Origin of the sequence: Rhizobium sp. Root1212 (assembly GCF_001424985.1) — a bacterium.
Taxonomy (GTDB): Bacteria; Pseudomonadota; Alphaproteobacteria; order Rhizobiales; family Rhizobiaceae; genus Pararhizobium.
On the sequence record NZ_LMDA01000026.1, the window covers coordinates 166,211 to 190,227 of the forward strand.

A 24,017-nucleotide genomic window follows, 5' to 3' on the forward strand; every position below is an offset into this window, starting at 1 on the left:
TATCGAGATGCCATAACTGCCAAAATGAAAAGCATAGGGACCAAATTGGCATGGACGACCTCGACCGGAAGATCGTGACTCTACTGCGCGGCAACGGACGCAGAAGCGTTTCCGACCTGGCAATGGAGACCGGTTCCTCACGGGCGACCGTGCGGGGGCGTATCGAGCGGATGGAAGAGGACGGCACCATCATCGGCTACACGGTGATGCTGCGCGCCGATGCCCTCGAAGACGCGGTTCGCGGGGTGATGATGATCGAGATCGAGGGCCATGTGACCGATCGGGTCATCCGCACGCTCGGCGGCTTTCCGGAGGTTTCGCAGATCCACACGACGAACGGCCGCTGGGACCTGCTGGTGGAACTGAGTGCCGCGAGCCTCACGGAATTCGACGGGGTGCTGCGCAAGATCCGCCTCGTGCCGGGCATCACCGGCAGCGAAACGAGCCTGCTTCTTTCTACGCCGCGCTCGACGAAGGCGAAGCTTTAGATCGCTTCGGCAGATTCGGTTCCGGCCAGTATTGAACGAACGGGGGGCTGTCGACGGATATCAGCCGGTTGCCCTGCCAGGCGCCGACCGCCGCGCCAGTGTCGACGGCGACGAGGGACTGGCCATCGGGAAGCGCGATTTCGAGGCGTTCCGCGGGATGATGTACCGTCGTCCTGAGGCCTTTCGGCACGCCTGGGGTGGTATCGGCAAAATCCGGGCGAATGCCGCGGGCGGATGGCCCGATCGGATATCCCGCCTGCCGCAGCGCATCGGGAAAATGCGGGTGGCCGACGACATCGGCGTCGAAACGGATGGAAAGCGGTTCCCATTGCCGCGTGAACCGTCCTTCTTCGGGCGTCTCGCCGGTATCGCCGCTTTGCCAGTCCGGCCCGAAGGGTTCGGCCCCTTCAGGGGGGCGGTGGCCGTCCTCGTCATAATAGTCGATGGCGTTGTTGACATGGACGAGGTGGGAGAACCGCCGCTTCTTGATAAGCGGGCTGCGCAGCATCCAGCTGTTGTTGAACACGTAATGCGGGCCATCGGCGGCGTGCACGGTGGGAAACTTGAACAACTGCCCTCTCGTATGGTCGTCGAGCGGCGGACCGGGCCGATGCGGGTTCCAGCCCAGATTGCCGTAGAGGTAGAAATAGCCGGATCGCTGCATTTCGAAGGAGAAGGGGATGTAGCAATCGACGAACCTGTTGTGCCGGATCGTCCAGTTCCAGGCGAAATCTTCCGGCTCGATGGCATTGTCGCGGATACGGATGAACCAGTTGCCCTCGATCAGCACGTTGCGGCAGTAATCGGTAACGATGGAGGCGGCCGCCGTGTTGAAGAAGTGCACGGCGTTGAAGGCGTCGGCGATGATATTGTTGCGGATGATCACATATCCGGCGATGGTCCAGGCGCGAAAGAAATCGCCGTCGAAGCCGCGGTGGTCGGCGTCGATATCGACGCGGTGCTGGTTTTCCTCCCAGGTGCCGTGCACCTCTTCCCAGTCGATGCTTCCCCACAGGCTCGGGTTGTCGGGGGGCGTTGCGGTCTCCAGCCGGCGCTTGCGGCGGATGCTGGCGATGTCGCGTTCCCCGGCGGCATTGACGTCCTGCAGCCAGGTGCAGTCCTCGATCAAGAGGTGGCGGGTGTCGGTGCCGGTCGCGCCGATGGCGAAGGTTCCGCCGCGGATATCAAGGCCCCGGAGCGTGATGTGCTGGCAGTTGTCGATGTAGATTGCCGTCGGCCAGCAGCCGTCGAATTCAAGGTCCTCCACGACCACCCATTGGCAATCGCGCAGGATCAGCATGGCATCGTCGGCGAGATAATAGACACCGGGATAACGGCCGCCCGCCTCCTGCACGGCCGAGAGCCTATTGGCTTCGATCCTGTAGTCTTCATAGGGTGTCTCAGGCCCGAGCCTGGCCTTTTCGCCGCGAATGACGATCGGCTCGGCCTGCGTGCCGGATTTTCCCGAGACGACGAGGGGCCTGCGATACGATCCCGGCTTCAACTCCAGCGTCATGCCCGCACGAAGCTTTGTCAGCCGTGCGTGGATATTCGAAGGCTTTGCCTTGCGAACGGTCTGGGCCATCAGTTGCTCCCCTTGCCGATGACGTTCACAAACTCTTCGACGGATTGGATGAAGCCGCTGGCCAGCGCGGGGGCGATAACGGGGATCAGGCTCTTGGCGAGCTTCCAGATATCCTGCCCGCTGCCTGTCGATCGAAACAGGCCGAGATAGGCCGCCGCCGGACAATAGGCGGTCGCAAGCGCAAGCGAGAAAATCACGCCCCAATAAAGGGTCATGGCGCTGCGCAGACTGGCATAGTTTGCCAGCGCGGCTTTTCCGGCTTCGGGCAGTTTGCCATCGACTGTTTCCGGGGCATAGGCCGCGGAGATCATCTCCGCTCCCGGCTGGAAGAGAAGATGGGTGGCAACGACGGTCATCAGGAAGGCAATGGCGGCGAGAAGCGTGGCATTGCGCAAAGCATCTTTTCGCACGACGGCCTTTCTGCCGCTGGCAGCGATGGAAACGACGGCCATCCAGTAGGAAAAACCTGCCGCCGCAGCGATCGCCATTATGACCGCGACGATACGCAGAAGACTGTTTCCGGTGTTGCCTATGCCGTAGGCGCAGCTGTGGTCTGCGGTCTTCTCGCACTGCGGCAGGAAATACAGGGTCTTCTGGATCAGCTCGCGCGCGATGCTGACGGGCAGGTTGGTGTTGCAGAAATAGACAAGGCCAACACCGGCCGCGCCACCCAGCACGATGAAGAACATGAGATAGGCCATGGTGGTGTCGTTGTGCCGCGAAATCACCAACCCGGCATAGGCTGTCGAAGCTGCGCCCATGACGCCCAGAAGGCAGGCGGCGAGGCCGAAGCTGTAAAGCGCCAGAATGACGGAAGGAGGTATGAAGCGCATGACCTTGGACGGATCGGGCGGCGTATCGGAGAAGATGTAGGTCTTTGCACCGGCCAGGAAGTTGAAATCGATGCGATCCGTCTCGATGATGTGATTGAAAAGCCAGGCCGAGAAAAACACGATGGCGGGCGGACCGAGCAGAACCGCGCCCACCGTCGCCATCTTCCGCAATCGCCTTGGCCGCAGAACAGTCATAGCGCTCGCCCCCCGCGAGTGGATGAGGGGAATGTTAGAACAACCTTAATTTGCAGTCAATCGACCAGCTGGACGACCCGTTTGCAGAAGACAGATCAGGCCCGCACCGGCTATAGGAGATGGATCAGCGGAACCACACTTCCTGATGTCAGCGAAAGGACAAGACGTTGAACATTGCGCAATACGCAACATGCCTTCAGCACATCGGCATACCGACGACGGATATGGACGGTTCGATCCGTTTTTATACCGGGCTTGGCTTTGAAAAGATTTACGAGACGCGCAACGGCGCCAGCCGGGTGGCGTTTCTGGAGCTTCGGCAACTGGTCATCGAGATATGGGAGGGAGCCCCCACAGGTGTTTCCGGCTCGATCGATCATATCGCCATCGACGTGACCGATATCGAGGCGGTCTTTCAGGTCATCACGGCCGCCGGTTTGCCCGCAATCGAGGGGAAAATCTGCGAACTGCCGTTCTGGGAGCGGGGCGTCCGCTATTTCACCATCAGCGGGCCGAATGCCGAGAAGCTGGAGTTCATCCAGAAGCTCTGACGCTGTTACAGCGCATCCATGACGGTGATCTCGAAGGATTTCACGCCGAGGGTGGAGGCCAGCAGCGACAGGCGTTCGCTGACGGCCTCGCTGTCGGGAACGCGGGCGGAGTGGCTGACTTCGAGGCGCAGACGGTTCGGGCCGATCGACAGGCGGGAGCCCGCAAGCACGGCGGGCGTTCCGCCGGAGAGGCGATAGGCCAGCAGAATGGTGCGGCCCAGCACCTCCGCCCGGCGACGGTCCGGCGGCGTCAAAAGCGAAAGCGCACCGGCAAGATAAGGCGCATCGAGCCGGCCGGCATAGCGGGCATGCAGGGCGACCGCCAGAAAGGCCCGCTCGGTATGATCGAGGCCGATGAAGGGAAATTGAAGGATGCGCCGGTAGCTTTCTTCCGCCCGGATATCGGCATGATCCCGCCAGCCGATGTCGGAGAGGGCGCAGAGCGCGATCCGCAGGCGCTTGTCGTTCGTGGTTTCGTCGCTGTTGAGACCGGCCGTCCATGGAACGAGGGCGGCGGCGAAATCCGGCACGCGGGCAAGCGGCAGCCCGACCAGCTGGGCGCCCTCGATCAGTGGGTCCAGATAACGTTCCTCGTTATCGAGCTGCGAATAGATCCATCCCTCGCGAAGGCCGAGCGCCGAAAACACCACATGATCCGGCTTCAGGTGCTTCAGCACCCGGTCGAGCATCATGGCGGCGGCCGGCAGCGTGCGAACCCGCCGGCGCGGTACGCCGGGCAGTTCCGCAAGCTTGGCCGGTGACATCTTCAGGATCGATTTGGCGAAGGCGCGGGCCTCGGCGGCCGCGATGCGATAGCCGTGAACGACGGGCACGGCAGTCCCGGCAGACAGCATATGCACCTTGGCAAAGGTGCGCCAGCCGCCGCCGACGGCAAAGAAGGTGGGGTGGCGCAGCCCCGCCGGCAGGCTTTCCTTCAGGATCGCGTCGATGCGCCGCTTGGGATTGCCTTCGCCCTGCATGATGGCTTCGACGGGCAGCGCGCCGAGCTGCATGCTGACCCATTCGTCGCTCACCCGGTCGTCAATGGCCTTGGCGATCTCCAGGCTGCCGCCGCCCATGTCGCCGACGATGCCGACCGGTCGGAAAAAGCCGGAGATCACGCCGAGCGTTGCAAAATGCGCCTCTTCCGCACCTGAGAGAATGCGCACCTCGATCCCGGCCTCCTGCCGGATGGCTTCGACGAGGTCCTTGCCGTTTTCGGCGCGGCGCACGGCTTCCGTCGCGGTGGCATCGAGGCGCGAGACGCCCATCGCATCGGCAATGGCCCGGAACCGGCGCACGGCCTCGACGGTGCGCCGGTAGCCGTCCTCGGCGATCCGGCCGGTCTGCGCGAGGCCGTCGCCGAGGCGGCACAGCGATTTTTCGTTGAAGCGCGGCAGCGGCGCCCGGCCGAGCTGGTCGTAAACGACCAGCCGCACGGAATTGGAGCCGATATCGATAATGCCGTAGGGCTTGCGGTCGAGGCGGCCGGCCCGCTTGGGGTCGAGTTCCAGCGGGCGGTGAACGGGTTCCGTTCCGGTTTCGGTCCTCATCGCATCCTCCCCCACGGTCTTTTCGCAAATCCAAACTAGCGGTCTGCCGGTTCGATTGTCTATGCTCGACAAGAAATGAACGCCGGAATACTTGGAACCCATGGACGTTTTATTCTTGAAAACCGTGAAGGCGAAGCTGCTGGTCGCCGTGTGCCTGTTCGTCAGCCTGAACGTCGTCGTCGGCACGATCGGCTGGCGCGGGTTTTCCAAGACCGAGCAGGCGCTGAAGCTGCTGCGCGACGAGAGCCTGCCGGATATCGGCCGGGCGATGGAGCTGGCCAAGCGCAGCTCGGCCGTGGCGGCGATCGCGCCGTTCATCAGTTCCATCCAGGTGGTCAACAAGCTGAATGACGAAAGCGCCAAGCTCGACGGCCAGTTGGCCGAACTCAACACTCTGGTCAGCGCTGTCGAAGCCGGCGACGACATGAGGGAGGGGGCCGAGAAGCGCAAGGCAGGCGAGCTGGCGCGCAAGCTGGAGGCCGACCTGCACGAGCTGGTGCGCAACACGCGCCAAAGCCTCGATATCCGCTCCGACATTCTGGAACTGCGTTATGCCTTTGACGGGCGCGGGCGGATCGCCGAGCGGATCGACGCGATTTTTCGGGCACATCCCGACGCGGCAGGCCCTTCTTCCGATGCCTTCCGCAGTTTGGTGGAAACCGTGTTCGAAGGCATGGGCAGCAGCAGCCCCGCGACGCTGCGGCAGCTGGAGGAGACGTTTGCCCGGTCGGAGGCGCAACTGCGCGAGCGTCTCGACGACACGGCGGGGGCGGGTATCGCCGAGGTTCGGCAATTCGTTGCGGCGCAGGCAAACGTGTTCGAGCTGCGCCGGCAGGATCTCGCAGCACTTCAGAAGCGGCAATATCTGCTGGCCTCGATCCATGCGGTCTCGACCGAACTCAGCAATCAGGTGGCGGGCATCGTCGGCCGCACGACGCAGATGGCCCAGAACCGCAGCTCGGAAACCAATGCCGCGCTTGCCCAAGGCAAGGGTGGCATCCTGCCGCTGACGCTGATTTCGGTGCTCGCCGGGGCTGTGGCGGCCTTTTATGTGCTGCGCAATCTTGCGGGAAACCTTGCGGCGGTGACGACGGCCATGACGCGGCTTGCGCAGGGCGACCGGACGATCAACGTGCCGGCGGTCGACAGGAGCGACGAATTCGGCAGCCTGGCGCGGGCGTTCAACGTCTTCAAGGAGCAGAGCTTCGATCGCGAGGCGCTGGCCAACGACCTGATCGAGAAATCGCAGACGCTGGAGGCGACCTTCGCCAACATGACCGACGGCATGTCGGTGTTCAATTCGGACGGCCGGCTCGTCGCTTTCAATCCGCAATTCATCGAGATCAACGAGCTGGACCCCTTGGTCATCCGGCAGGGCGTGCATTTCGAGGTCATTCTTGCGGCGCTGCGGAAATCCGGTGCGAAGGCGCGTTTTATCGATGGCTCGCCCGCCCGCCCGGACGAACTGTTCGAGCTGCGTGCATCGCAGGCGATCCGCTATGAGCAGACATTCGCCAGCGGCCGGATCGTGGAGTTGAAAAGCCACCCGATGCCGGGCGGCTTCACGACGATCTATACCGACCTGACGGAACAGCGGGCGATCGAGCGGCAATTGCGCCAGTCCCAGCGCATGGAGGCCGTCGGCCAGCTGACGAGCGGCATGGCGCATGATTTCAACAACCTGCTTGCCGCCGTCAGCGGCAATCTGCAGATGCTCTACCAGACGCTGCACGAAAACCCGGATGTCGCGCAGAAGATCTTGAGGGCGCTGGAGGCGGCAGAGCGCGGCGCGACGGTGACGCAGCGGCTTCTGGCTTTCTCGCGCCAGCAGGCGCTGCAGCCCGAGGCCACCGACCTCGAAACACTCGTTTTGAATTTGCTCGATCTTGCCAGCTACAGCCTCGGCAGCAAGATCACCGTGGAAACCAACCTGCAGCCCGACCTTGCCCCCGTCTTCGTCGACCCCGGCCAGCTGGAAAATGCGCTGCTCAACCTTCTCTTCAACAGCCGCGACGCCATGCCGGCGGGCGGCAAAATCTGCCTGCGCACCGCGGCGATGCCGGCGCTGGAGGGGACGGGCGATCTCATCCGCATCTGCATCGAGGATAACGGCGCGGGCATGGCGCCCGATGTCCTCGCCCATGTCTACGAGCCGTTCTTCACCACCAAGGACAAGGGCCGGGGCAGCGGGCTCGGGCTCAGCATGGTCTATGGCTTCGTGACGCAATCGGGCGGCCAGATCGATATCGCCAGTACGCAAGGGAGGGGAACGACTGTTTCCATCCTGCTGCCGAAGGCGCAGGAAGGACTTGCCGCCAGAAGCCATTGGCCGGCGGAGACGGGCGCGCCGGTCGTCGGCGGCAGCGAGCGGCTGCTCGTCGTCGAGGATGATCCGATCGTGCGTCAAACGGTCGTCGAGATGCTGGGCGGGCTCGGATACCGGACCCGCGTGGCCGTCGATGTCGGGCAGGCGAAGGCCGCGCTTGAGGCCGAGGATTTCGATCTTCTCTTTACCGACGTCATGCTGCCGGGCGGCATGACCGGCGTCGATATCGCCGATTATGCGCGCACGTTGCAGCCGGGCATCGCCGTTCTCTACACCTCCGGTCATCCCCGCGACCGGCTGAACGACAGTCTCACGCTCGGCGGCGATGTCCGGCTTCTGGGAAAACCCTATCGTATCGAAGTGCTGGCCGCGTCGCTCAGGAGCCAGCTCGATGCCCGTCAGTCGAACCCGACCGGCTCCACCGGGGGGTTGAACCGGTAGCCGACGCCGCGTTCGGTCATGATGAATTGCGGTAGCTGCGGGTTCGGCTCGATCTTGCGGCGCAGGCGCAGGATCAGCACGTCGACGGTGCGGTCGAAGACGTCGTCATTGTTGTCGTGGCGGGTCGCTTCGAGCAACTGGTTGCGGGTGAGGATGCGCCCCGAGGCGGAGACGATCGAGACCAGCAGGTCGAATTCGTTGACGGTCAGCGACACATATTTGCCGTCGGGATCGTAGAGCCGCCGCAGCTCGATATCCAGCGTCCAGCCGGCGAACCGGTAGCCTTTGCGCACGGAGGGCAGTTGCACCGGCACGACGAGCCGGCCGCGGCGCAGCACGGCCTTGATCCTTGCGGCCACTTCCCTGAGGCTGAAGGGCTTGACGATATAGTCGTCCGCCCCCAGTTCGAGGCCCATGATGCGGTCGATCTCGCTGCCGCGCCCGGTCAGCATGATGATCGGCACGGCGGTCGTCGCGCGGATCTGGGCGGCGATCTGCAGCCCGTTGCCGTCGGGCAGCGCGAGGTCGAGCAGGATCATGTCGACCTGTTCGCGTTCGAGCGTGCTGCGCAGCGCGGCGGCGGTCGGGCAGCGGTGCACCCGGTATCCCTCGCCGATCAGCGTTTCCTCGAGCGGCGTGGCGATATCGGGATCGTCTTCCACCAGCGCGATATGAATGGCCGTGTCCTTCGTCATGCGTGTCGCAGCCTTCCTCAGCGCCCCCAGCCAGTATAGTCTTTGGCCTTGTCCGCGGTCATCAGCGTCACCGGCATCTCGATGAGCGTCTCGGCGGGTTTCTCGCCCTTGAAAAGCGCGATCCCCATCTGCACGGCCAGTTCCGCCATGCCCCTCGGGTTCTGCGCGACGGTTGCGGCAAAGCGGGTGCCGGGCTCGCGCAGGAGATCGACGGCGACCGGCGAGCCGTCGACGGAGGCGATGAAGAACTCCTTGCGCCCGGCGCGGTCGGCGGCGATGTTGGCGCCCGTCGCAGTCGGATCGTTGATGGTGAAGACGCCGTCGATATGGGGATGCTTGACCATCATTGCCGTCATGCAGGCAAGGCCGCCGTCAAGGCTGCCGCCACAATCCTCGTCGTCGGGCAGGAGCGTGATGCCGACGGAGGCCGTCAGTTCGCTGCGGCAGCCCGCCACGCGTTCGATGACGGAAGAAACCGGCGGTCCGTTGAGGATCAGCACCTCACCCTTGCCGCCCAGGCGCTCGGCCATGTAGCGGCAGGCGAGCTTGCCGGCCTGCCGATTGTCGGAAGTGACCGTCGCAGATGCGCCCGCCGCCTTCACATCCGTCGCCACCACCACCATGCCGGTGGCGCGGGCGCGCAGCACGGCCGGCTCGATCTTGGTCGTATCGACGGCGTTCAGGATCAGGATATCGATGCCGTCCTTGACGAATTCGTCGATCTGGGCGGTCTGGCGGTCGAGGTCGTAGCCGCTCGAGCGGACGGTGACGCCGACATCGGGGCCGGCCAGCTCCCTTGCGGCAGCCTCGACACCCTTGCCGAGTTCGACGAAGAACGGATTGCCGAGATCGCCCACCAGCACGCCGATCGCCCTGAGGTCGCGGGCCTCCGCGGCGGTGAACGCCGTGGCCGCAAGGGAAAGGGCCTGCAGCAGCAGCCGGCCGCGGCGCAGAAGTGGCCACACCGTGGCCCTTCCCGGAGAACCCGAATTCCTGCTCATCGTTGCCGGCGCCTCCCCGTGCCTTAGCCCCCTCGGCCCTCTTCTATAGGCGGCGAGGGTGGCGCATGCAATTGGCTCTTTACATTCCGCTCGCCCGTTTATTCCTCGGCAACGTCTTGTAAAAACTCGTGGCCGCCGAGAATTATTTCAAATGTTACAGATGTTATTCTTATATTTATTCTTGCGAGGCCCGGCGCGACATCAGCCGTTCATGTCGGCGTGGTCATTACCATCCATCACTTCGCGGGGAGGCGAAGACTGAGGAGGATTGCTCCGGCCGGCGGCCAAAAACCGGAGGAGCGTCGCAGACGGGACGCATCCGGCTTTCCGCCGGAAGGCGCCCCATCGTGGCAATTGCCTGCTCCAGCTTCCGTTCCCCGAGCATCAAGGGGAGCAGCCATGACCAGTCCCGTCCTAGAGATGAGCAACGTTTCCAAAACCTTCGGCAGCGTCAAGGCGCTGTCGAACGTGCAGCTCACGCTTTACCCCGGCGAGGTGCATGCGCTGATGGGCGAAAACGGCGCCGGCAAATCGACGCTGATGAAGGTGCTCTCCGGCGCCTACAAGCCCGATGCCGGGGCGCGCATCCTGATCGACGGAAAGCCGGTCAACATCACCGACCCGATCTCCTCGAAGGCGGCGGGCGTCTCGATCATCTATCAGGAGCTGGCGCTCTCGCCGAACCTGACGGTGGCGCAGAACATGTATCTCGGGCGCGAACTGCACAGCTACGGCGTCGTCAGCCGCGAGAAGATGCTGAAGGATGTGGAGCCGGTGCTGCGCCGGCTCGGCGCGCAGTTCACCGGCTCGACCATCGTCGGCACGCTCAGCATCGCCAACCGGCAGCTGGTGGAAATCGCCCGCGCGCTGCATGCCGATTCCCGCATCCTCATCATGGACGAGCCGACGACGACGCTCTCCTCGCGGGAGACCGAAGGCCTCTTCGCCATGATCCGCCAGCTGCGCTCGGAAGGGCTGGCGATCGTCTATATCTCGCACCGCATGGACGAGGTCTACGAGCTTGCCGACCGCGTCTCGGTGCTGCGCGACGGCACCTATGTCGGCACGCTCGACCGCGACCAGATCAGTCCCGACGCCATCGTGCGTCTCATGGTCGGCCGCGAACTGTCCTCGCTCTACACGAAGACGCACAAGCCGGACCTTTCCGACGCCAAGCCGGTGCTGGAGGTGGAGAACGTCTCGGACGGAACCCGCGTCAGGAACTGCTCGATCAAGCTCCATGCCGGCGAGGTCGTCGGTCTTGCCGGGCTCGTCGGGGCAGGGCGCTCCGAGCTTGCACAGGCGATCTACGGGTTTCGGCCGCGCACGACCGGCACGATGCGGCTGCACGGGCGGGAGTTTTCGCCGGACTCGCCGCGCGCCTCGATCAACAGCGGCGTCGCCTATCTCACGGAAGACCGGCGCGGCAACGGCCTTTTCCTCGATATGTCCTGCCGGGACAACACCAATACTGCCGTGCTCAAGCGCGATTCGAAATGGGGCTTCGTGCTCAACCGGCGCAAGGCAGACGAGCGGGCGCGCGGCGCCATCAAGGACCTGAAGGTGCGCGTGCCCGGTCCGGAATATCCGGTCGGCGGCCTTTCCGGCGGCAACCAGCAGAAAGTGCTTCTGTCACGCTGGCTGGAGATCGAGCCCCAGGTTCTGATCCTCGACGAGCCGACGCGCGGCGTCGATATCGGCGCGAAATCCGAGATCTACAAGATCATCGACGCGCTGGCGCAGAAGGGGGTCGCGATCCTCGTGATCTCCTCGGAACTGTCGGAAGTGATCGGTATTGCCGACCGCATCGTCGTGATGCGCGAGGGCGTCATCACCGGCGAGGTCGGTGGTGCGACAGGCATTGCGCCGACACAGGAAAACATCATCGGTTTTGCGACCGGGGCCACGGCGCCGGTTGCGGCATAAGCAGAAGGGGAGGACGACAATGGCCGGCAATTCGGACAATGCAGCAGCCGCCGACAAGAAGGCCGCAGGCGGCGGTGTGAAGCTTCAGGGCGTCATGGGAGCGCTGGGCATGCTGCCCGTGCTCATCCTCGTCGCCATCGGCTTCCATATCATCTCCGGCGGGCGGTTCTTCACCGGACAGAACATCAACATCGTCTTCCAGCAGGCCTCGGTGAACACGGTTCTGGCGGCGGGCATGACCTTCGTCATCCTGACGGGCGGCATCGATCTTTCGGTGGGCTCGATCCTGGCCGCCGCCGCCATGGCAGGCCTCATCACCTCCACCATGCCGGAGCTTTCCTATCTCTGGGTGCTGGTGGCCCTGTTCGTCGGGACCGGCTTCGGCATCGTCAACGGCGCGCTGATCGCCGGGCTGCGCCTGCCGCCCTTCATCGTCACGCTCGGCTCGCTGACGGCGGTGCGCGGCCTTGCCCGCCTGATGGGTGGCGACACCACCATCTTCAACTCGGACATTCCCTTCGCCTTCATCGGCAACGGCACGCTGACGATTATTCCGGGCCTTGTCGCCATTCCGTGGCTGGCGATCGTCGCCTTGCTGGTGATTGTGGCGTCGTGGTTCGTGCTCAAGCGCACGGTGCTCGGCACGCATATCTATTCCGTCGGCGGCAACGAGGCGGCGGCGCGTCTCTCGGGCATCAAGGTTCCGCGCATCTATCTCATCGTCTACGGCATTTCCGGCCTGTTTTCGGGGCTCGGCGCGGTGATGGTTTCCACCCGCCTGTTTGCGGCCAACGGCCTGCAGCTCGGCCAGGCCTATGAACTCGACGCCATCGCCGCGGTCATCCTCGGCGGCACCTCGTTCGTCGGCGGCATCGGCTCCATCTGGGGCACGCTGGTCGGCGCGCTGATCATCGCGGTCCTGTCCAACGGCCTGGTGCTCATCGGCGTCTCGGACATCTGGCAATACGTCATCAAGGGTCTCGTCATCATCGGCGCCGTCGCGCTCGATCACTTCCGCCAGAAGGGGTCGGCTCGCACCTGAGCCGCCCACCACAGGTTCCAGTCATCGTTCACACTCAAGGAGGACTTCATGTTTAAACGTTCCATCCTCGCGACGTCGCTCGTGGCGCTCGCTTTTTCCGCAGCGCCGGCGCTGTCGAAGGATCTCAACAAGATCGGCGTCTCGCTCGGCACGATGGGCAATCCGTTCTTCGTGGCGCTTGCCAAGGGCGCCGAGGCGGAAGCCAAGAAGACCAATCCGAATGTCGAGGTCCTGGCCTTCGGCTTCGACTACGATATCGGCAAGCAGTTCACCCAGATCGACAACTTCATCGCCGCCGGCGTCGACCTGATCCTGCTCAACCCGGCCGATTCCAAGGCGATCGGCCCGGCGATCAAGAAGGCGCAGGCCGCCGGCATCGTCGTCGTGGCGGTGGATACCTTCGCCGAAGGCGCGGACGCCGTCGTCACCACCAACAACGTTCAGGCCGGCGAGATCGCCTGCCAGTACATCGTCGACAAGCTGAAGGGCAAGGGCGACGTCATCATCCAGAACGGCCCGCAGGTTTCGGCCGTCGTCGACCGTGTCAACGGCTGCAAGTCGGTGTTCGCCAAGTCTCCCGACATCAAGGTGCTGTCCGACGATCAGGACGGCAAGGGCTCGCGCGAAGGCGGCATGAACGTCATGCAGGGCCATCTCACCCGCTACGACAAGATCGACGCCGTCTTCACCATCAACGATCCGCAGGCGATCGGCACGGACCTCGCCGCCCGCCAGCAGAACCGCACCGGCATGGTTATCACCTCGGTGGACGGCGCGCCGGATATCGAAGCGGCCCTGAAGGACCCGAATGCGGTGATGATCGAAGCCTCGGCCTCGCAGAACCCCTACAAGATGGCCCGCCGCGCGGTGGAACTCGGTGTCGGCATCCTCAACGGCACCAAGCCCGCAAACCCGGTCGAGCTGATGGATTCGCACCTCGTGACGCGCGACAACGTCAACGAATACATCGGGTGGGCATCGGACAAGAACCAGTAAAGCCGTCCCTCCCAGGGAAGCGCGCCCTCCTCCAGGCGCTTTTGGGGCGGCTTGGAGCCGCCCTCTTTTTTGTCCGTGCCGGCAGGGCCGGCCGCCCCTTTCTCCCCCGGCCGGACAAAAGGAACCGCCCGGAGATCGGTCGATCTCCGGGCGGTGACGTGTTTGGGCGATGTCGGCGGTCAGGATAGTTCGTGCCGCCACGGCGGATCGGCCCCGGCGCGCGACACGGTGACGGCGGCGGCGCGGATGCCGAGGTCGAGGGCGTGCCGGACGGCCTCCTGCGAGAGGCTGGCGATCGCGTCCTTGCGCAACGCTTCCTGCTCGTAAAGCGAAGCGAGCACGCCGGCATTGAACGTATCGCCGGCCCCGACCGTATCGACCACCGCAACATGCGGCGGCGTGGCGGAAACGGTGAAATCCCTCGTATAGCCGATCGCACCCTGGCTTCCGCGGGTGACGATGACGAGCCGGGGGCCGCGTTCGAGCCAGCGCCGGGCGATCTCCTCCATGCTGCCCTCTTCGCCGAACCAGGCCAGGTCCTCGTCGGAAAGCTTGAGGATATCGGCATGCGCCATCATCCGCCGGAAGCGTTCGACATAGGCATTGCGGTCGGTGATGAAAGCGGGACGGATGTTCGGGTCGAGCATCATCACCCGCCGATCGGCCTCTCGGCGCATCAGCGCTTCGTAGCTGGAACCGCACGGTTCGGAAATAAGGCTGACGGCGCCGAACAGCATGGCGGCGACCTCATTCTCCAGTGCCGGCAGGTCGGCCTTTGCGAGCATGCGCCCGGCCGTTCCCTCGTCATAGAAGGTGTAGGTCGCGTGGCCACCGACGACATGGGCAAAGGCAAGTGTCGTCGGCCGTGCGGAAAAGCGGGCATAGCGCAGCCCGACATGGCTCGCGGAGAGCGCGTCGCGCAACTGGCGCCCGAACAGGTCGGTCGAAAGGCCGCTGAAGAATTCGACCGGCACGCCCAGCCGCCCCAGCGCAATGCTGGTGTTGAAAAGCGCCCCGCCCGCATGCGGCGCCAAAGCGGCTTTGCCGGCTTGCGACAAGGCCGGCAGCATATCGATCAACGCCTCTCCGCAGCAAACGATCATGGTCGTCATTTCCCTCCCTGGCGTGGCGATCCGGGTGCAGCCTAGGCAGGAAGAAAGTAGTTCGCAACGACTACACAAGAAAACGCGAATATTTCTTTGGCATTGTTTCAAATATTTCTTTTATTCCGTAATATTTCTCGATCGGCGCCGATTTGTGAAATTATCCGTTCAATCCGGCATGGGAGACAGGACGGGGAGGCGGCCGTCCGGGACTTCGCATGGGCAGGTAACGACGTTGGAAACGGGTGGCCCGATGCCGCCTCGATCGCGCTGTTGCCGCTCGCGACACGGACGTTCGAGCTGGATTTGGGAAAACGCTGCCGTGCTTTGGGCGGTGGCTGGTGAAATGGGAGGAGATACAATGGAAAAACGTTCGCAACCCCTCGCGCGCGATGCGATGGCTTATGTTCTCGCCGGCGGCCGCGGCAGCCGCCTGATGGAATTGACCGACCGGCGCGCCAAGCCGGCGGTCTTCTTCGGTGGCAAGACCCGCATCATCGACTTTGCGCTGTCCAATGCCCTGAATTCGGGTATCCGTCGCATCGGCGTCGCCACCCAGTACAAGGCCCACTCGCTGATCCGCCACATGCAGCGCGGCTGGAACTTCTTCCGTCCCGAACGTAACGAGAGCTTCGACATTCTTCCGGCGTCGCAGCGTGTCTCGGAAACCCAGTGGTACGAAGGCACCGCCGACGCGGTTTACCAGAACATCGACATCATCGAAGCCTACGGCGTCGAATACATGGTCATTCTTGCCGGCGACCACATCTACAAGATGGACTACGAGCTGATGCTGCAGCAGCACGTCGATTCCGGCGCGGATGTCACCATCGGCTGCCTGGAAGTGCCGCGCATGGAAGCGACAGGCTTCGGCGTCATGCATGTCGACGAGACGGACCGGATCATCGCCTTCGTCGAAAAGCCCGCCGACCCGCCGGGCATTCCCGGCAACCCGGAGATGGCGCTCGCCTCGATGGGCATCTACGTCTTCCGCACCAAGTTCCTGATGGACCTGCTCCGCCGCGATGCGGCCGATCCTTCCTCGAGCCGCGATTTCGGCAAGGACATCATCCCTTACGTCGTGCAGCACGGCAAAGCCCAGGCGCACCGGTTCACTGCCTCCTGCGTGCGCTCCAATCTCGAGCGCGAGCCGTATTGGCGCGACGTCGGCACGATCGATGCCTATTGGCAGGCCAATATCGACCTGACGGATGTGGTTCCGGAACTCGACCTCTACGACAAATCCTGGCCGATCTGGACCTATGCCGAAATCACCCCGCCGGCGAAGTTCGTGCATGACGACGAAGACCGCCGCGGCTCGGCGATTTCCTCGCTGGTTTCGGGCGACTGCATCATCTCCGGTTCGACGCTGCATCGCAGCCTGCTGTTCACCGGCGTTCGGACAAGCTCCTATGCCCGCCTCGAAGGGGCCGTCATCCTGCCGGACGTTCAGGTCGGCCGGCATGCGCAGCTGAAAAACGTGGTGATCGACAGCCGCGTCGTCATCCCCGAAGGCCTCGTCGTCGGCGAGGACCCGGAACTCGATGCCAAGCGCTTCCGCCGCTCGGAAGGCGGCATCTGCCTGATCACCCAGCCGATGATCGACCGGCTCTGAGCGGCATGTGACCGCGTAACCGCATCGCTACGACCGTCGTCACGACCTCATGGGTGGTGACGACGAAATGCTGCCTGCCGCCGTTAATACCTGAGACTACGGCCTGCCATAGACGCCGCCGGCACCTGTGATCGCGGCGAGGAAACTGGCGAGCCCAGCCGAGCGCAACGGCAGGTAAGACTTACCCTGTTCGCGGCAAAGGCGCTTCAGGATGCCCACGGCCGTATGGCTGATATGGTCGACCGGGAACAGCACGGTCGCGGCCTGTCCGATGAGGGCGGGAAGCAGGGTGGTGCTATCCTCCATTCCGCCGTCATGAAGAAGAAGGTCGATGTTGCGGCTCTCCGCATAGGCCCTGATATGATCGAACAGATTGCGGCGTCCGCCGACATAAAGCACGGGGCCGCCCGCCGGTAGCGACACACCTTCGGCGTCCTTCCGCAGATGGCTGGCGATCGCCGTTTCAAGCGCGTCGTTTTCCCGCAGGACGGCATGGTTGAGATCCTGCAGTTGGTCGAAGGCGTGCTGGAGGGCACTGTATCTTTCCTCCATCTCCACCAGCCGCTGTGAAAGGCCGGTGGCGCGGGTGCCGTCGGCATCCGAACGCTCGACGGCGTGTCTCTTCGCCTGTGCCTGTCGCGTGGCGGATGCCGCGAGCGCTTCGGAGCGGATGAGCCGTTCCTCGATCTGCCGGATATGCTGCTGCTGCTCGACGCGCTCGGCAGCGGTGGCTTTCAGGCGCAGCTCCTGCCGCGCGGCCTTCTGCCTTGCCTGTTCCAGATCCTTTTCGAGCTGCGTCAGGCGGGCGATATCGAGGCGGCTGGCGCTGCCGACCAGATGCGACAGCATGTGGACCTCGCCGAAGATATCGCGGATCAGGGCCGGCGAACTGGCCGGATGGCTCATCAAGGCCCAATAGGGTCCGGCAATGTCGCCGCGGTCGAAAGACTCCCGCCAGATGGCCAGCAGCTCTGCCTCGTCCGCCTGGCGCGGAAGGCGCTTGATGCTCGTCTCGTGGCGCTTGTCGAGCGCCTTGTTGAGCATTTTTGCCGCCTGGTCGCGCTGGCCCGCGAGGCGCACGCCGCGGCCGTGCAGGGCGTGATCGCTTGCCGTGCGGGCGTCTTCCAGCCCGGCTTTGACGAGGAGCTGCCGCAACTCTCCGGCCGTCAGGCAGGTGCCGATGATCGAGCAGTGGAAGGTGGAAGGGATTTCCCAGGTGCGCAGGCGCTGGGAGCCGGTTTTTCCAAGGCTGTCGTGCAATGGCGAGCCGAGCGGCGGAAAAGCCGTCGTCATCGCGTGGGACGGTGAGAGGCGGGGGAGCGGCGACATGGAGGGTCCGATCTCGGCTGTATCGTGGCTGGGCAGGGTTTGCGCAGTGGCAGGCTCCGGGTCCCGTCGGCCGTTCGACCCGTGCCACCGTTGACGATGCCCCGGTTTTGCCGACGTTCCCTTATCGTTATATTTCATAAAATATAACGATAAGGGAAGAGAGATTTTGCCTTTTCACGAAAGGGCTCGCACGCCGTTTGGCGTCAGATCAGAACGTAATCGACCGGAGCGGGCATCGGCGGCAGGTCGGTCTCGCCGAGGGCCGAACGAAGATGGATTTCGATGGTCGTGGCATAGGCCGAGATCGGCAGGTCGTTCGGCATCAGGCCGAAGGGTTCTTCCAGTTCCTCGCCCAGCGCATCGAGGCCGAAGAAGGTATAGGCGACGAGCATGGCCGCCAGCGGCGTCGCCCAGCCCAGCGTATCGGCAAAGCCGAACGGCAGGATGAAGCAGAAGAGATAGGCCGTGCGGTGCAGGAGCAACGTATAGGCGAAAGGCAGCGGCGTGTTGGCAAGCCGCTCGCAGCCGACCAGGGCCTGCGTCAGGCGTCCCAGGCTGTCGTTGAGCGCGAGCGCTTCGACGGGCGCCAGCCTGTTCCGGCGCAGCATGCGGCCGACCAGCGCGGCCGCGCCGTGCAGGATCATATCGGCCGGGTTGGCGGGCTGTGGGGGATCGCCTGCCGCCAGACTGTCCGTCTGCCGGCGCAATTGCCGGACGGCGGCATAGCCGAAGGCGATCACCGCGGAGAGGATATCGCGCCGTTCCTGCGAGGGAGCCTCGGCCGCATCATCGAGAACGACCGTCTGGCGGGCGATGTCGCGGGCGGTCTGGATGATCTGGCCCCAGAGTTTTCGCGCTTCCCACCAGCGATCGTAGCAGGCGCTGTTGCGAAAGCTCAGAAAGATCGAGAGCGCGATGCCGATCAGCGTAAAGGGAGCGGGATTGACGCCGGGCACCAGATCCGGCGCGTAGCGGTGTGCAGCGACGACGGCGGCGGACAATAGCCCGACCGCGGTTAGCTGCGGCCAGGTCCGCAGGATGATCGAGCCCTTCACCACGAAGAACAGCATCAGCAGGCCGGGCCGCGGGCGGATGATCATGGCCGGCAATCCTCGGGCGATGTCTTGGCCATGCGATCGCCTGTTCGGTTAGGGGGGAAGAATGCTGTTCGCAGAGGCATTGCCATCGTGTCGCTGTTGAAAATCTATCGCGCACCCGGAGGCACGAACGCTCCGATATTCCGCTGTTTTCCTATGGGGTGGTCGCGTTGGCAAGCGCCGGCTCTCGCGATGGCCGGAAAAGGGGACAGATGATGGGGCTCGCCGCGCTCCGCGTCGCGGCAAGCGATCGTTGACGCGGGTTTCTGGTCGACCGCGACCATCGCGTCGGATGCCTCGACCTCTCCTAGAATTCCTGCCACTCGTCCTGCGCAAGCGCCGTGTTGCCGGCGACCCGCGGGATGGCGGCGCGGGGCGCCTTGTAGCTACTGCGCGGGGCAGCCTGCGTGCGGGCGGCAGGCTGGGTGGTCGTGGTATTTGCGCCGGCGCGGAAGCGTGCGACGAGCGATTTCAGCATCTGGGCCTCGTCGTTCAGCGTCATCGAAGCGGCGGTGGTTTCCTCGACCATGGCGGCGTTCTGCTGGGTCACCTGGTCCATCTGGTTGACGGCGGAGTTGATTTCCTTGAGGCCGACGGCCTGTTCGGAAGCAGACGACGAGATCTGGCGGATGAGGCCGTTGATCTGGATGACCTGCTCGGCGATGTTTTCCAGTGCATCGCCGGCCCTGCCGACGAGATCGACACCGTCGCGGACCTGCACCTCGGAGGTGTTGATCAGGGCCTTGATTTCCTTGGCCGCCTTGGCAGAGCGCTGGGCGAGTTCGCGCACTTCCTGGGCGACGACGGCAAAGCCCTTGCCGGCTTCACCGGCGCGCGCGGCTTCGACACCGGCGTTCAAGGCGAGCAGGTTGGTCTGGAAGGCGATCTCGTCGATGACGCCGATGATATTGGAGATTTCGCGCGACGAGTGCTCGATGCCGTGCATGGCGGCGATGGCCTTCTGCACGACTTCGCCGGACTTGCTGGCGTCGCCGCTTGCCGTTTCCACGGACTTGGCGGCGATGCGCGCGTTGTCGGCGCTGGAATTGACCTGCGAGGTCAGTTCGTCGAGCGCGGCTGCGGTCTCTTCCAGGCTCGCGGCCTGCTGTTCGGTGCGGTGCGAGAGGTCGGCCGCGCCTCGGGAAATTTCGCTCGTGCCGCCGCCGATATTGCCGACCGAGGTGTTGACCGTCTGGATCGTTTCTTCGAGGCTGGCGATGGCGGAGTTGAAATCGGTCTTCAGCTTGCCGTACTCGCCGGGAAAATCGCCGGAAAGACGGAAGGTGAGGTTGCCCGACGAGAGCTGCGCAAGGCCGTCGCCGAGACGGGCGACGATGTCGCGCTGAAGGGCATTCGACTGGGCGCGTTCGGTTTCCGCGCGACCGCGCTCGGCCTCGGTGAGCTGACGCTGGCTGTTAGCTTCGGCTTCGAGACGCTTGGTATCGGCAAGCTGATGGCGGAAGCCTTCGAGCGCCTTGGCGACGGAGCCGGTCTCGTCCGAACGGTCCTGCCCGGCGATCGGCTGGGTATAGGTGCCTTTGCCGAGGGTGGCGACGTCGGCGACGAGGCTGGCCAGCGGCTTCTGGACGAAGGTGCGCACGGCGAGATAGAGGCCGGCGAGAACGGCGCCGAGAACGATCAGGCCGCCGATGATCATCATATAGGTCTGGGCGTTGACCGGGGCGGCAATGGCCGCATGCGGCACATCGATGAGCACGACCCAGGTCGTGCCGACATCCGGCAGCGCGAAGGGATAGACGATACGGTCGAACGACGCGAAGTCGTCGAAGGACAGGTTTTCGATACGACCGGGCTTGCCGGAGGCGAGCGACTGCTTGACGATATCGGCGCCGTCGCCCTCGTAATCCTTCATCAGCAGATCGCCGGTCGGACCGACGATCCACTGGCCGGATTGCGACAGCAAGAGGACGCGGCCGGTGTCGAAGGGCTTCAGCTGGCTGAGCTTGTCGTGGAACGTCTGCAGCGAGATGTCGACGCCGGTGACGCCGATCAGCTTGCCGTCGTCCTTCACCGGATAGGCGATGGATGCCATGGTGAAATCGACGCCGGTTGAGCTTTCCACATAGGGCTGGGTTATGATGCCCTTGCCGGTCTGGGCGGCCAGCGAATACCATTCGGCGACATAATCGGACTTGAAGGTGGAAAGCTTGGCCGAGCCGTCCGGCTGGCGTGTCCAGAACAGGTTGAACGATCCGTCCTTGTAGGTGCCCGCTTCGAGCTGTTCGGGCGTTTCCGGCGACTTGCCGTCGAAGGCGTTCGGCGCTTCGGCAAACCATGCGCCGAACGCGAAGCTGTTTTTATCGAGGCTCGTTCTGGTGATATCGACGACTTCCCTGCGGTCGAGATGACCGCCGGCGCGGCCCTGTTCGATGACGCCCGACATGGAGCGCGCCGCGCTGACGATCTGGCCTACGTCCGTCGCGATGTCGGCCGCGATCGCCTTGGCTTCGGTATTGGCCTGCGCGTAGACGAGATCGGAAACGCGGCTCTGGGTCTCGCCAATCAGGACGGTGTTGGAGGAAAGCATGACCAAGGCAATGGTGCCGCCGGTGACCGCGATGAGCTTCGTCGCAAGCGACTTTGGCTTGAACTTGAACATGAAATCCTCACGATAAAAACGTCCGCGGTTAAGCGGCTGCAAAAGGCACATTCATTTTTGAGGGGCTCCGTCATGGAGGGCGGGCGCACGACCGGCGCCAGAGACGCACAGGTCCGCAAAAGCCTGACGCCCAAAAATATTTTATCGACTAAAATTATTAATAAACAGCCAAGCCTCGCTGCTGCGGAGAAACAGCGGGATTGGCAAGAACTGCCTGATACCGGCAGTCGATGAAAATCGGTGGATGTCTTGTGAAGGCGGCAGCTATTTTTGTCACCGTCCGCCGTTGCGAAGAAGCATCACCCGCTATGATACGGTTAAAACGATTATATTAGCACTTTCATTACGCTCCTGTGCTCTTATTCTCCATGTCTGAGTGTTCCCGGTTTCCGGGCGTGCAGGCATAGGGGACAAGCTATAGTGAGAAGAGTGCGGCCTTTCGGCAGAACGGCGATCGCGAACGGAACGGGATGTCGGCCAAGCGCCGGCATGCAGCCTTATCCGCGGCTGCGGGGCCTTGCATGAGGGGCGCTCCGAAGATGACCTTGCGCCTCGTGACCGTGGCCTGGCCCTTCGTTCTCATCGTTCTGCTGCAGACCGCGCTTGCCACGTTCAGCCTGCAGCTCACCTCGTCGTTGCGCGCCTTCGTGACCGGCGAAAGCCTGTGGTCTAAGGGGCAGCACGACGCCCTCTACTTCCTCAACCGCTATGCCGATTCCGGCGATCAGTCCTTCGTCGCGCGCTACCATGAGGCGATGGCAATCCCGCTGGGCGACCGGGCGGCTCGCCTTGCGCTGGAGGTCGACCCGCCGGATGTCGATGCCGCCTTCCGGGGTTTCCTTGCCGGCGGCAGCCATCCCGATGACATCCCGAACGTCATCTGGCTGTTTCGCTATTTCCGGTGGCTGCCTGCCATGGAGGCCTGCATCCGCGACTGGCGCACCGCCGAAGACGCCCTGATGCAACTGAGGCCGATCGGGGACGCGATCGATACCTCCCGCCAGATCAGCGATACCGATCGGCGGGACATCACACGCCGGCTCGATGAGATCAACGCGCTCGTCACGCCGCTCACCAAGCGCTTCTCCGACCGGTTGGGCGAGGGCACCCGCGAGATCCAGACCGTGCTTTTCGTCAGCAATGCGGGCATGGCGCTGCTGTTTATCGTGCTGACCGTCTGGCGGCTGAACAGCTTTCTCTCGCATCGCCGCCGCATCGAAGAAAAGCTTTCCCACAACGCCAACCATGACGACCTCACCGACCTGCCGAACCGGCGGCTGTTCGAGGCGAAGCTTGCGCGGGCCCTCGAACAGCCCGGCACGCGCCATGCGCTGATGTTCATAGACCTCGACCAGTTCAAGGCCGTCAACGACAATGGCGGCCATGCGGCGGGGGACGCGCTTCTGTGCCGCGTATCGCGCGATCTCGAAAAGGCGATCCGTGACACGGACCTGCTCGCCCGCCTCGGCGGCGACGAGTTCGGCATCGTGCTGCCGGATTGCTCGCTGGAAGACGCGCTGCGTATCGGTACGCGGCTGCGCGAGACCGTGGAGACGATCGACTTCGTCTGGGAGGGGCACCGCTATACGATCAGCGCCAGCATTGGCGTGGTGCATCTCGCGGGGCGCAGGTTTACGCTGCAGGAGGCGCTGCGGGCGGCCGATATCGCCTGTTACATGGCCAAGGAGAAGGGCCGCAACCGCGTGCATGTCTTCGAGACCACGGATGCGGCGCAGACCCAGTTCACCGCCAATCTCAACTGGGTGCAGCGCCTGCACCGGGCCCTGGAGGGGAACAATTTCCGGCTGGTTTCCCAAAAGATTGTCGCGATCGACGGCAACGGTGTCCCGGCGGAGCATTGCGAAATTCTGCTGCGCCTGGAAGAGGACGGCAAGCTGCTTTCGCCCGGCGCCTTCATTCCAGCCGCCGAGCGCTTCGGCCTGATGCCTGCGCTCGATCGCTGGGTCGTGCAGCATGCGCTCGATATCATCAGCCGGCGCAAGGGGGCGGCTTCGGGCACCTATTCGATCAACCTCAGCGGCCTGACGCTGAAGGACGACACGTTCCTGCCGTTCCTGGGCGAGGCGCTGCGCCGCAGCGGCGTGCCGGCCGAGGTCCTGTGCTTCGAGATCACCGAAACCAGCGCCATCGAAAACCTCGACGAGGCCATCGTCTTCATGAAGGCCATGCGCGCCATGGGCTGCCGCTTCGCGCTCGACGATTTCGGCGTCGGCATGTCGTCGCTCACCTATCTGAAACGTCTGCCGGTGGACTACGTGAAGATCGACGGCAGCTTCGTGCGCGATATGCTGACGGACAAGACGGACTGGATGACCGTCGAGATGATCAACCAGATTTCCCATCTCGCCGGCCGGCGGACGATCGCCGAATTCGTGGAGGATGCCGATATCCTCGCCGCATTGCGCACCATCGGCGTCGACTATGCCCAGGGCTATTTCGTCGGCCGTCCCGAGCCGTTCGCGGCGCATGCGATCGACGACGTTCAGCGCTGCGAGGCGGGCGTCGCCTAGCCTGTAACCATGACCGGGACCGTCGCCGGGCGGCAGGCGGCAAACAAGAATAACTTGTCTAAGCGAGCCAATTTCTTCGTTTCAAGCCGC

General features: G+C 63.8%; 17 protein-coding genes. 8 read left to right on the forward strand and 9 right to left on the reverse strand.

Going from position 1 to position 24,017, the window contains the following annotated elements:
• Positions 1–50: 50 nt before the first annotated feature.
• Complete coding sequence (locus ASC86_RS23150) at positions 51–488, forward strand: Lrp/AsnC family transcriptional regulator (RefSeq protein WP_056326881.1); 438 nt, start codon at positions 51–53, stop codon at positions 486–488.
• On the opposite strand, the gene ASC86_RS23155 is transcribed toward ASC86_RS23150, so the two are convergent.
• A complete protein-coding gene (locus tag ASC86_RS23155) occupies positions 457–2,073 on the reverse strand; it encodes a right-handed parallel beta-helix repeat-containing protein (RefSeq protein WP_056326883.1) in 1,617 nt (538 codons plus the stop codon). The two genes, ASC86_RS23150 and ASC86_RS23155, sit on opposite strands and share 32 nt — an antisense overlap.
• Entirely contained in the window at positions 2,073–3,068 is a 996-nt protein-coding gene (locus tag ASC86_RS23160) for a hypothetical protein (protein ID WP_056326885.1), read from the reverse strand. The genes ASC86_RS23155 and ASC86_RS23160 overlap by 1 nt, the downstream gene beginning before the upstream one ends.
• A gap of 200 nt (positions 3,069–3,268) precedes the next feature.
• Here ASC86_RS23160 and ASC86_RS23165 point away from each other — a divergent pair, with 200 nt between their 5' ends.
• Positions 3,269–3,652 (forward strand): VOC family protein, encoded by a 384-nt coding sequence (locus ASC86_RS23165; RefSeq protein ID WP_082510407.1) that lies wholly within the window; start codon positions 3,269–3,271, stop codon positions 3,650–3,652.
• Between the two features lie 5 nt (positions 3,653–3,657).
• Here the strand turns inward: ASC86_RS23165 and ASC86_RS23170 are convergent, their stop codons facing one another.
• Entirely contained in the window at positions 3,658–5,205 is a 1,548-nt protein-coding gene (locus ASC86_RS23170; RefSeq protein WP_056326886.1) for a Ppx/GppA phosphatase family protein, read from the reverse strand.
• 100 nt (positions 5,206–5,305) lie between these two features.
• Here ASC86_RS23170 and ASC86_RS23175 point away from each other — a divergent pair, with 100 nt between their 5' ends.
• Complete coding sequence (locus ASC86_RS23175; protein WP_056326888.1) at positions 5,306–7,972, forward strand: ATP-binding protein; 2,667 nt, start codon at positions 5,306–5,308, stop codon at positions 7,970–7,972.
• Here the strand turns inward: ASC86_RS23175 and ASC86_RS23180 are convergent.
• Positions 7,930–8,667, reverse strand: a complete 738-nt coding sequence (locus ASC86_RS23180) for a response regulator transcription factor (protein ID WP_056326890.1) — start codon at positions 8,665–8,667, stop codon at positions 7,930–7,932. The two genes, ASC86_RS23175 and ASC86_RS23180, sit on opposite strands and share 43 nt — an antisense overlap.
• 17 nt (positions 8,668–8,684) lie before the next feature.
• On the reverse strand, positions 8,685–9,632 hold the full coding sequence (locus ASC86_RS23185; RefSeq protein WP_200943846.1) for an ABC transporter substrate-binding protein: 948 nt from the start codon (positions 9,630–9,632) through the stop codon (positions 8,685–8,687).
• A 435-nt stretch (positions 9,633–10,067) separates the two neighbouring features.
• Here ASC86_RS23185 and ASC86_RS23190 point away from each other — a divergent pair, with 435 nt between their 5' ends.
• The 3 genes from ASC86_RS23190 to ASC86_RS23200 are packed head-to-tail and all read left to right on the forward strand — an operon-like array spanning position 10,068 to position 13,632.
• A complete protein-coding gene (locus ASC86_RS23190; RefSeq protein ID WP_056326895.1) occupies positions 10,068–11,594 on the forward strand; it encodes a sugar ABC transporter ATP-binding protein in 1,527 nt (508 codons plus the stop codon).
• A gap of 19 nt (positions 11,595–11,613) precedes the next feature.
• The gene (locus ASC86_RS23195; protein ID WP_056326897.1) at positions 11,614–12,636 is read left to right on the forward strand and encodes a ribose ABC transporter permease; all 1,023 of its coding nucleotides are present in this window, start codon (positions 11,614–11,616) and stop codon (positions 12,634–12,636) included.
• Between the two features lie 48 nt (positions 12,637–12,684).
• Complete coding sequence (locus ASC86_RS23200; RefSeq protein ID WP_056326899.1) at positions 12,685–13,632, forward strand: ABC transporter substrate-binding protein; 948 nt, start codon at positions 12,685–12,687, stop codon at positions 13,630–13,632.
• A 179-nt stretch (positions 13,633–13,811) separates the two neighbouring features.
• Here ASC86_RS23200 and ASC86_RS23205 read toward each other — a convergent pair whose 3' ends face one another.
• The gene (locus ASC86_RS23205; protein WP_056326901.1) at positions 13,812–14,735 is read right to left on the reverse strand and encodes a carbohydrate kinase; all 924 of its coding nucleotides are present in this window, start codon (positions 14,733–14,735) and stop codon (positions 13,812–13,814) included.
• A gap of 361 nt (positions 14,736–15,096) precedes the next feature.
• Here ASC86_RS23205 and glgC point away from each other — a divergent pair, with 361 nt between their 5' ends.
• Positions 15,097–16,350, forward strand: coding sequence for a glucose-1-phosphate adenylyltransferase (glgC, locus tag ASC86_RS23210; RefSeq protein WP_056326903.1), 1,254 nt, complete (start codon positions 15,097–15,099; stop codon positions 16,348–16,350).
• Positions 16,351–16,446: 96 nt separating this feature from the next.
• Here the strand turns inward: glgC and ASC86_RS23215 are convergent, their stop codons facing one another.
• From ASC86_RS23215 to ASC86_RS23225, 3 genes are all read right to left on the reverse strand, one after another.
• Positions 16,447–17,679, reverse strand: a complete 1,233-nt coding sequence (locus tag ASC86_RS23215; RefSeq protein WP_056326906.1) for a DUF2325 domain-containing protein — start codon at positions 17,677–17,679, stop codon at positions 16,447–16,449.
• A 203-nt stretch (positions 17,680–17,882) separates the two neighbouring features.
• Positions 17,883–18,779, reverse strand: coding sequence for a bestrophin family protein (locus ASC86_RS23220; RefSeq protein WP_056326908.1), 897 nt, complete (start codon positions 18,777–18,779; stop codon positions 17,883–17,885).
• A 304-nt stretch (positions 18,780–19,083) separates the two neighbouring features.
• Positions 19,084–21,396, reverse strand: a complete 2,313-nt coding sequence (locus ASC86_RS23225; RefSeq protein ID WP_056326910.1) for a methyl-accepting chemotaxis protein — start codon at positions 21,394–21,396, stop codon at positions 19,084–19,086.
• 539 nt (positions 21,397–21,935) lie between these two features.
• Here ASC86_RS23225 and ASC86_RS23230 point away from each other — a divergent pair.
• Positions 21,936–23,927 carry an EAL domain-containing protein gene (locus ASC86_RS23230; RefSeq protein WP_244477680.1) on the forward strand — a complete coding sequence of 664 codons (1,992 nt, stop codon included), beginning with the start codon at positions 21,936–21,938 and terminating at the stop codon, positions 23,925–23,927.
• The last annotated feature ends 90 nt before the right edge of the window (positions 23,928–24,017 follow it).

Coding starts and splice junctions, on each gene's coding strand:
- ASC86_RS23230 (WP_244477680.1), top strand. CDS start 21,936: ATGACCTTGCGCCTCGTGACCGTGGCCTGGCCCTTCGTTCTCATCGTT.
- ASC86_RS23195 (WP_056326897.1), top strand. CDS start 11,614: ATGGCCGGCAATTCGGACAATGCAGCAGCCGCCGACAAGAAGGCCGCA.
- ASC86_RS23220 (WP_056326908.1), bottom strand. CDS start 18,779: ATGATCATCCGCCCGCGGCCCGGCCTGCTGATGCTGTTCTTCGTGGTG.
- ASC86_RS23175 (WP_056326888.1), top strand. CDS start 5,306: ATGGACGTTTTATTCTTGAAAACCGTGAAGGCGAAGCTGCTGGTCGCC.
- ASC86_RS23225 (WP_056326910.1), bottom strand. CDS start 21,396: ATGTTCAAGTTCAAGCCAAAGTCGCTTGCGACGAAGCTCATCGCGGTC.
- ASC86_RS23200 (WP_056326899.1), top strand. CDS start 12,685: ATGTTTAAACGTTCCATCCTCGCGACGTCGCTCGTGGCGCTCGCTTTT.
- ASC86_RS23205 (WP_056326901.1), bottom strand. CDS start 14,735: ATGATCGTTTGCTGCGGAGAGGCGTTGATCGATATGCTGCCGGCCTTG.
- ASC86_RS23190 (WP_056326895.1), top strand. CDS start 10,068: ATGACCAGTCCCGTCCTAGAGATGAGCAACGTTTCCAAAACCTTCGGC.
- glgC (WP_056326903.1), top strand. CDS start 15,097: ATGGAAAAACGTTCGCAACCCCTCGCGCGCGATGCGATGGCTTATGTT.
- ASC86_RS23170 (WP_056326886.1), bottom strand. CDS start 5,205: ATGAGGACCGAAACCGGAACGGAACCCGTTCACCGCCCGCTGGAACTC.
- ASC86_RS23160 (WP_056326885.1), bottom strand. CDS start 3,068: ATGGCGACGGTGGGCGCGGTTCTGCTCGGTCCGCCCGCCATCGTGTTT.
- ASC86_RS23155 (WP_056326883.1), bottom strand. CDS start 2,073: ATGGCCCAGACCGTTCGCAAGGCAAAGCCTTCGAATATCCACGCACGG.
- ASC86_RS23150 (WP_056326881.1), top strand. CDS start 51: ATGGACGACCTCGACCGGAAGATCGTGACTCTACTGCGCGGCAACGGA.
- ASC86_RS23215 (WP_056326906.1), bottom strand. CDS start 17,679: ATGTCGCCGCTCCCCCGCCTCTCACCGTCCCACGCGATGACGACGGCT.
- ASC86_RS23180 (WP_056326890.1), bottom strand. CDS start 8,667: ATGACGAAGGACACGGCCATTCATATCGCGCTGGTGGAAGACGATCCC.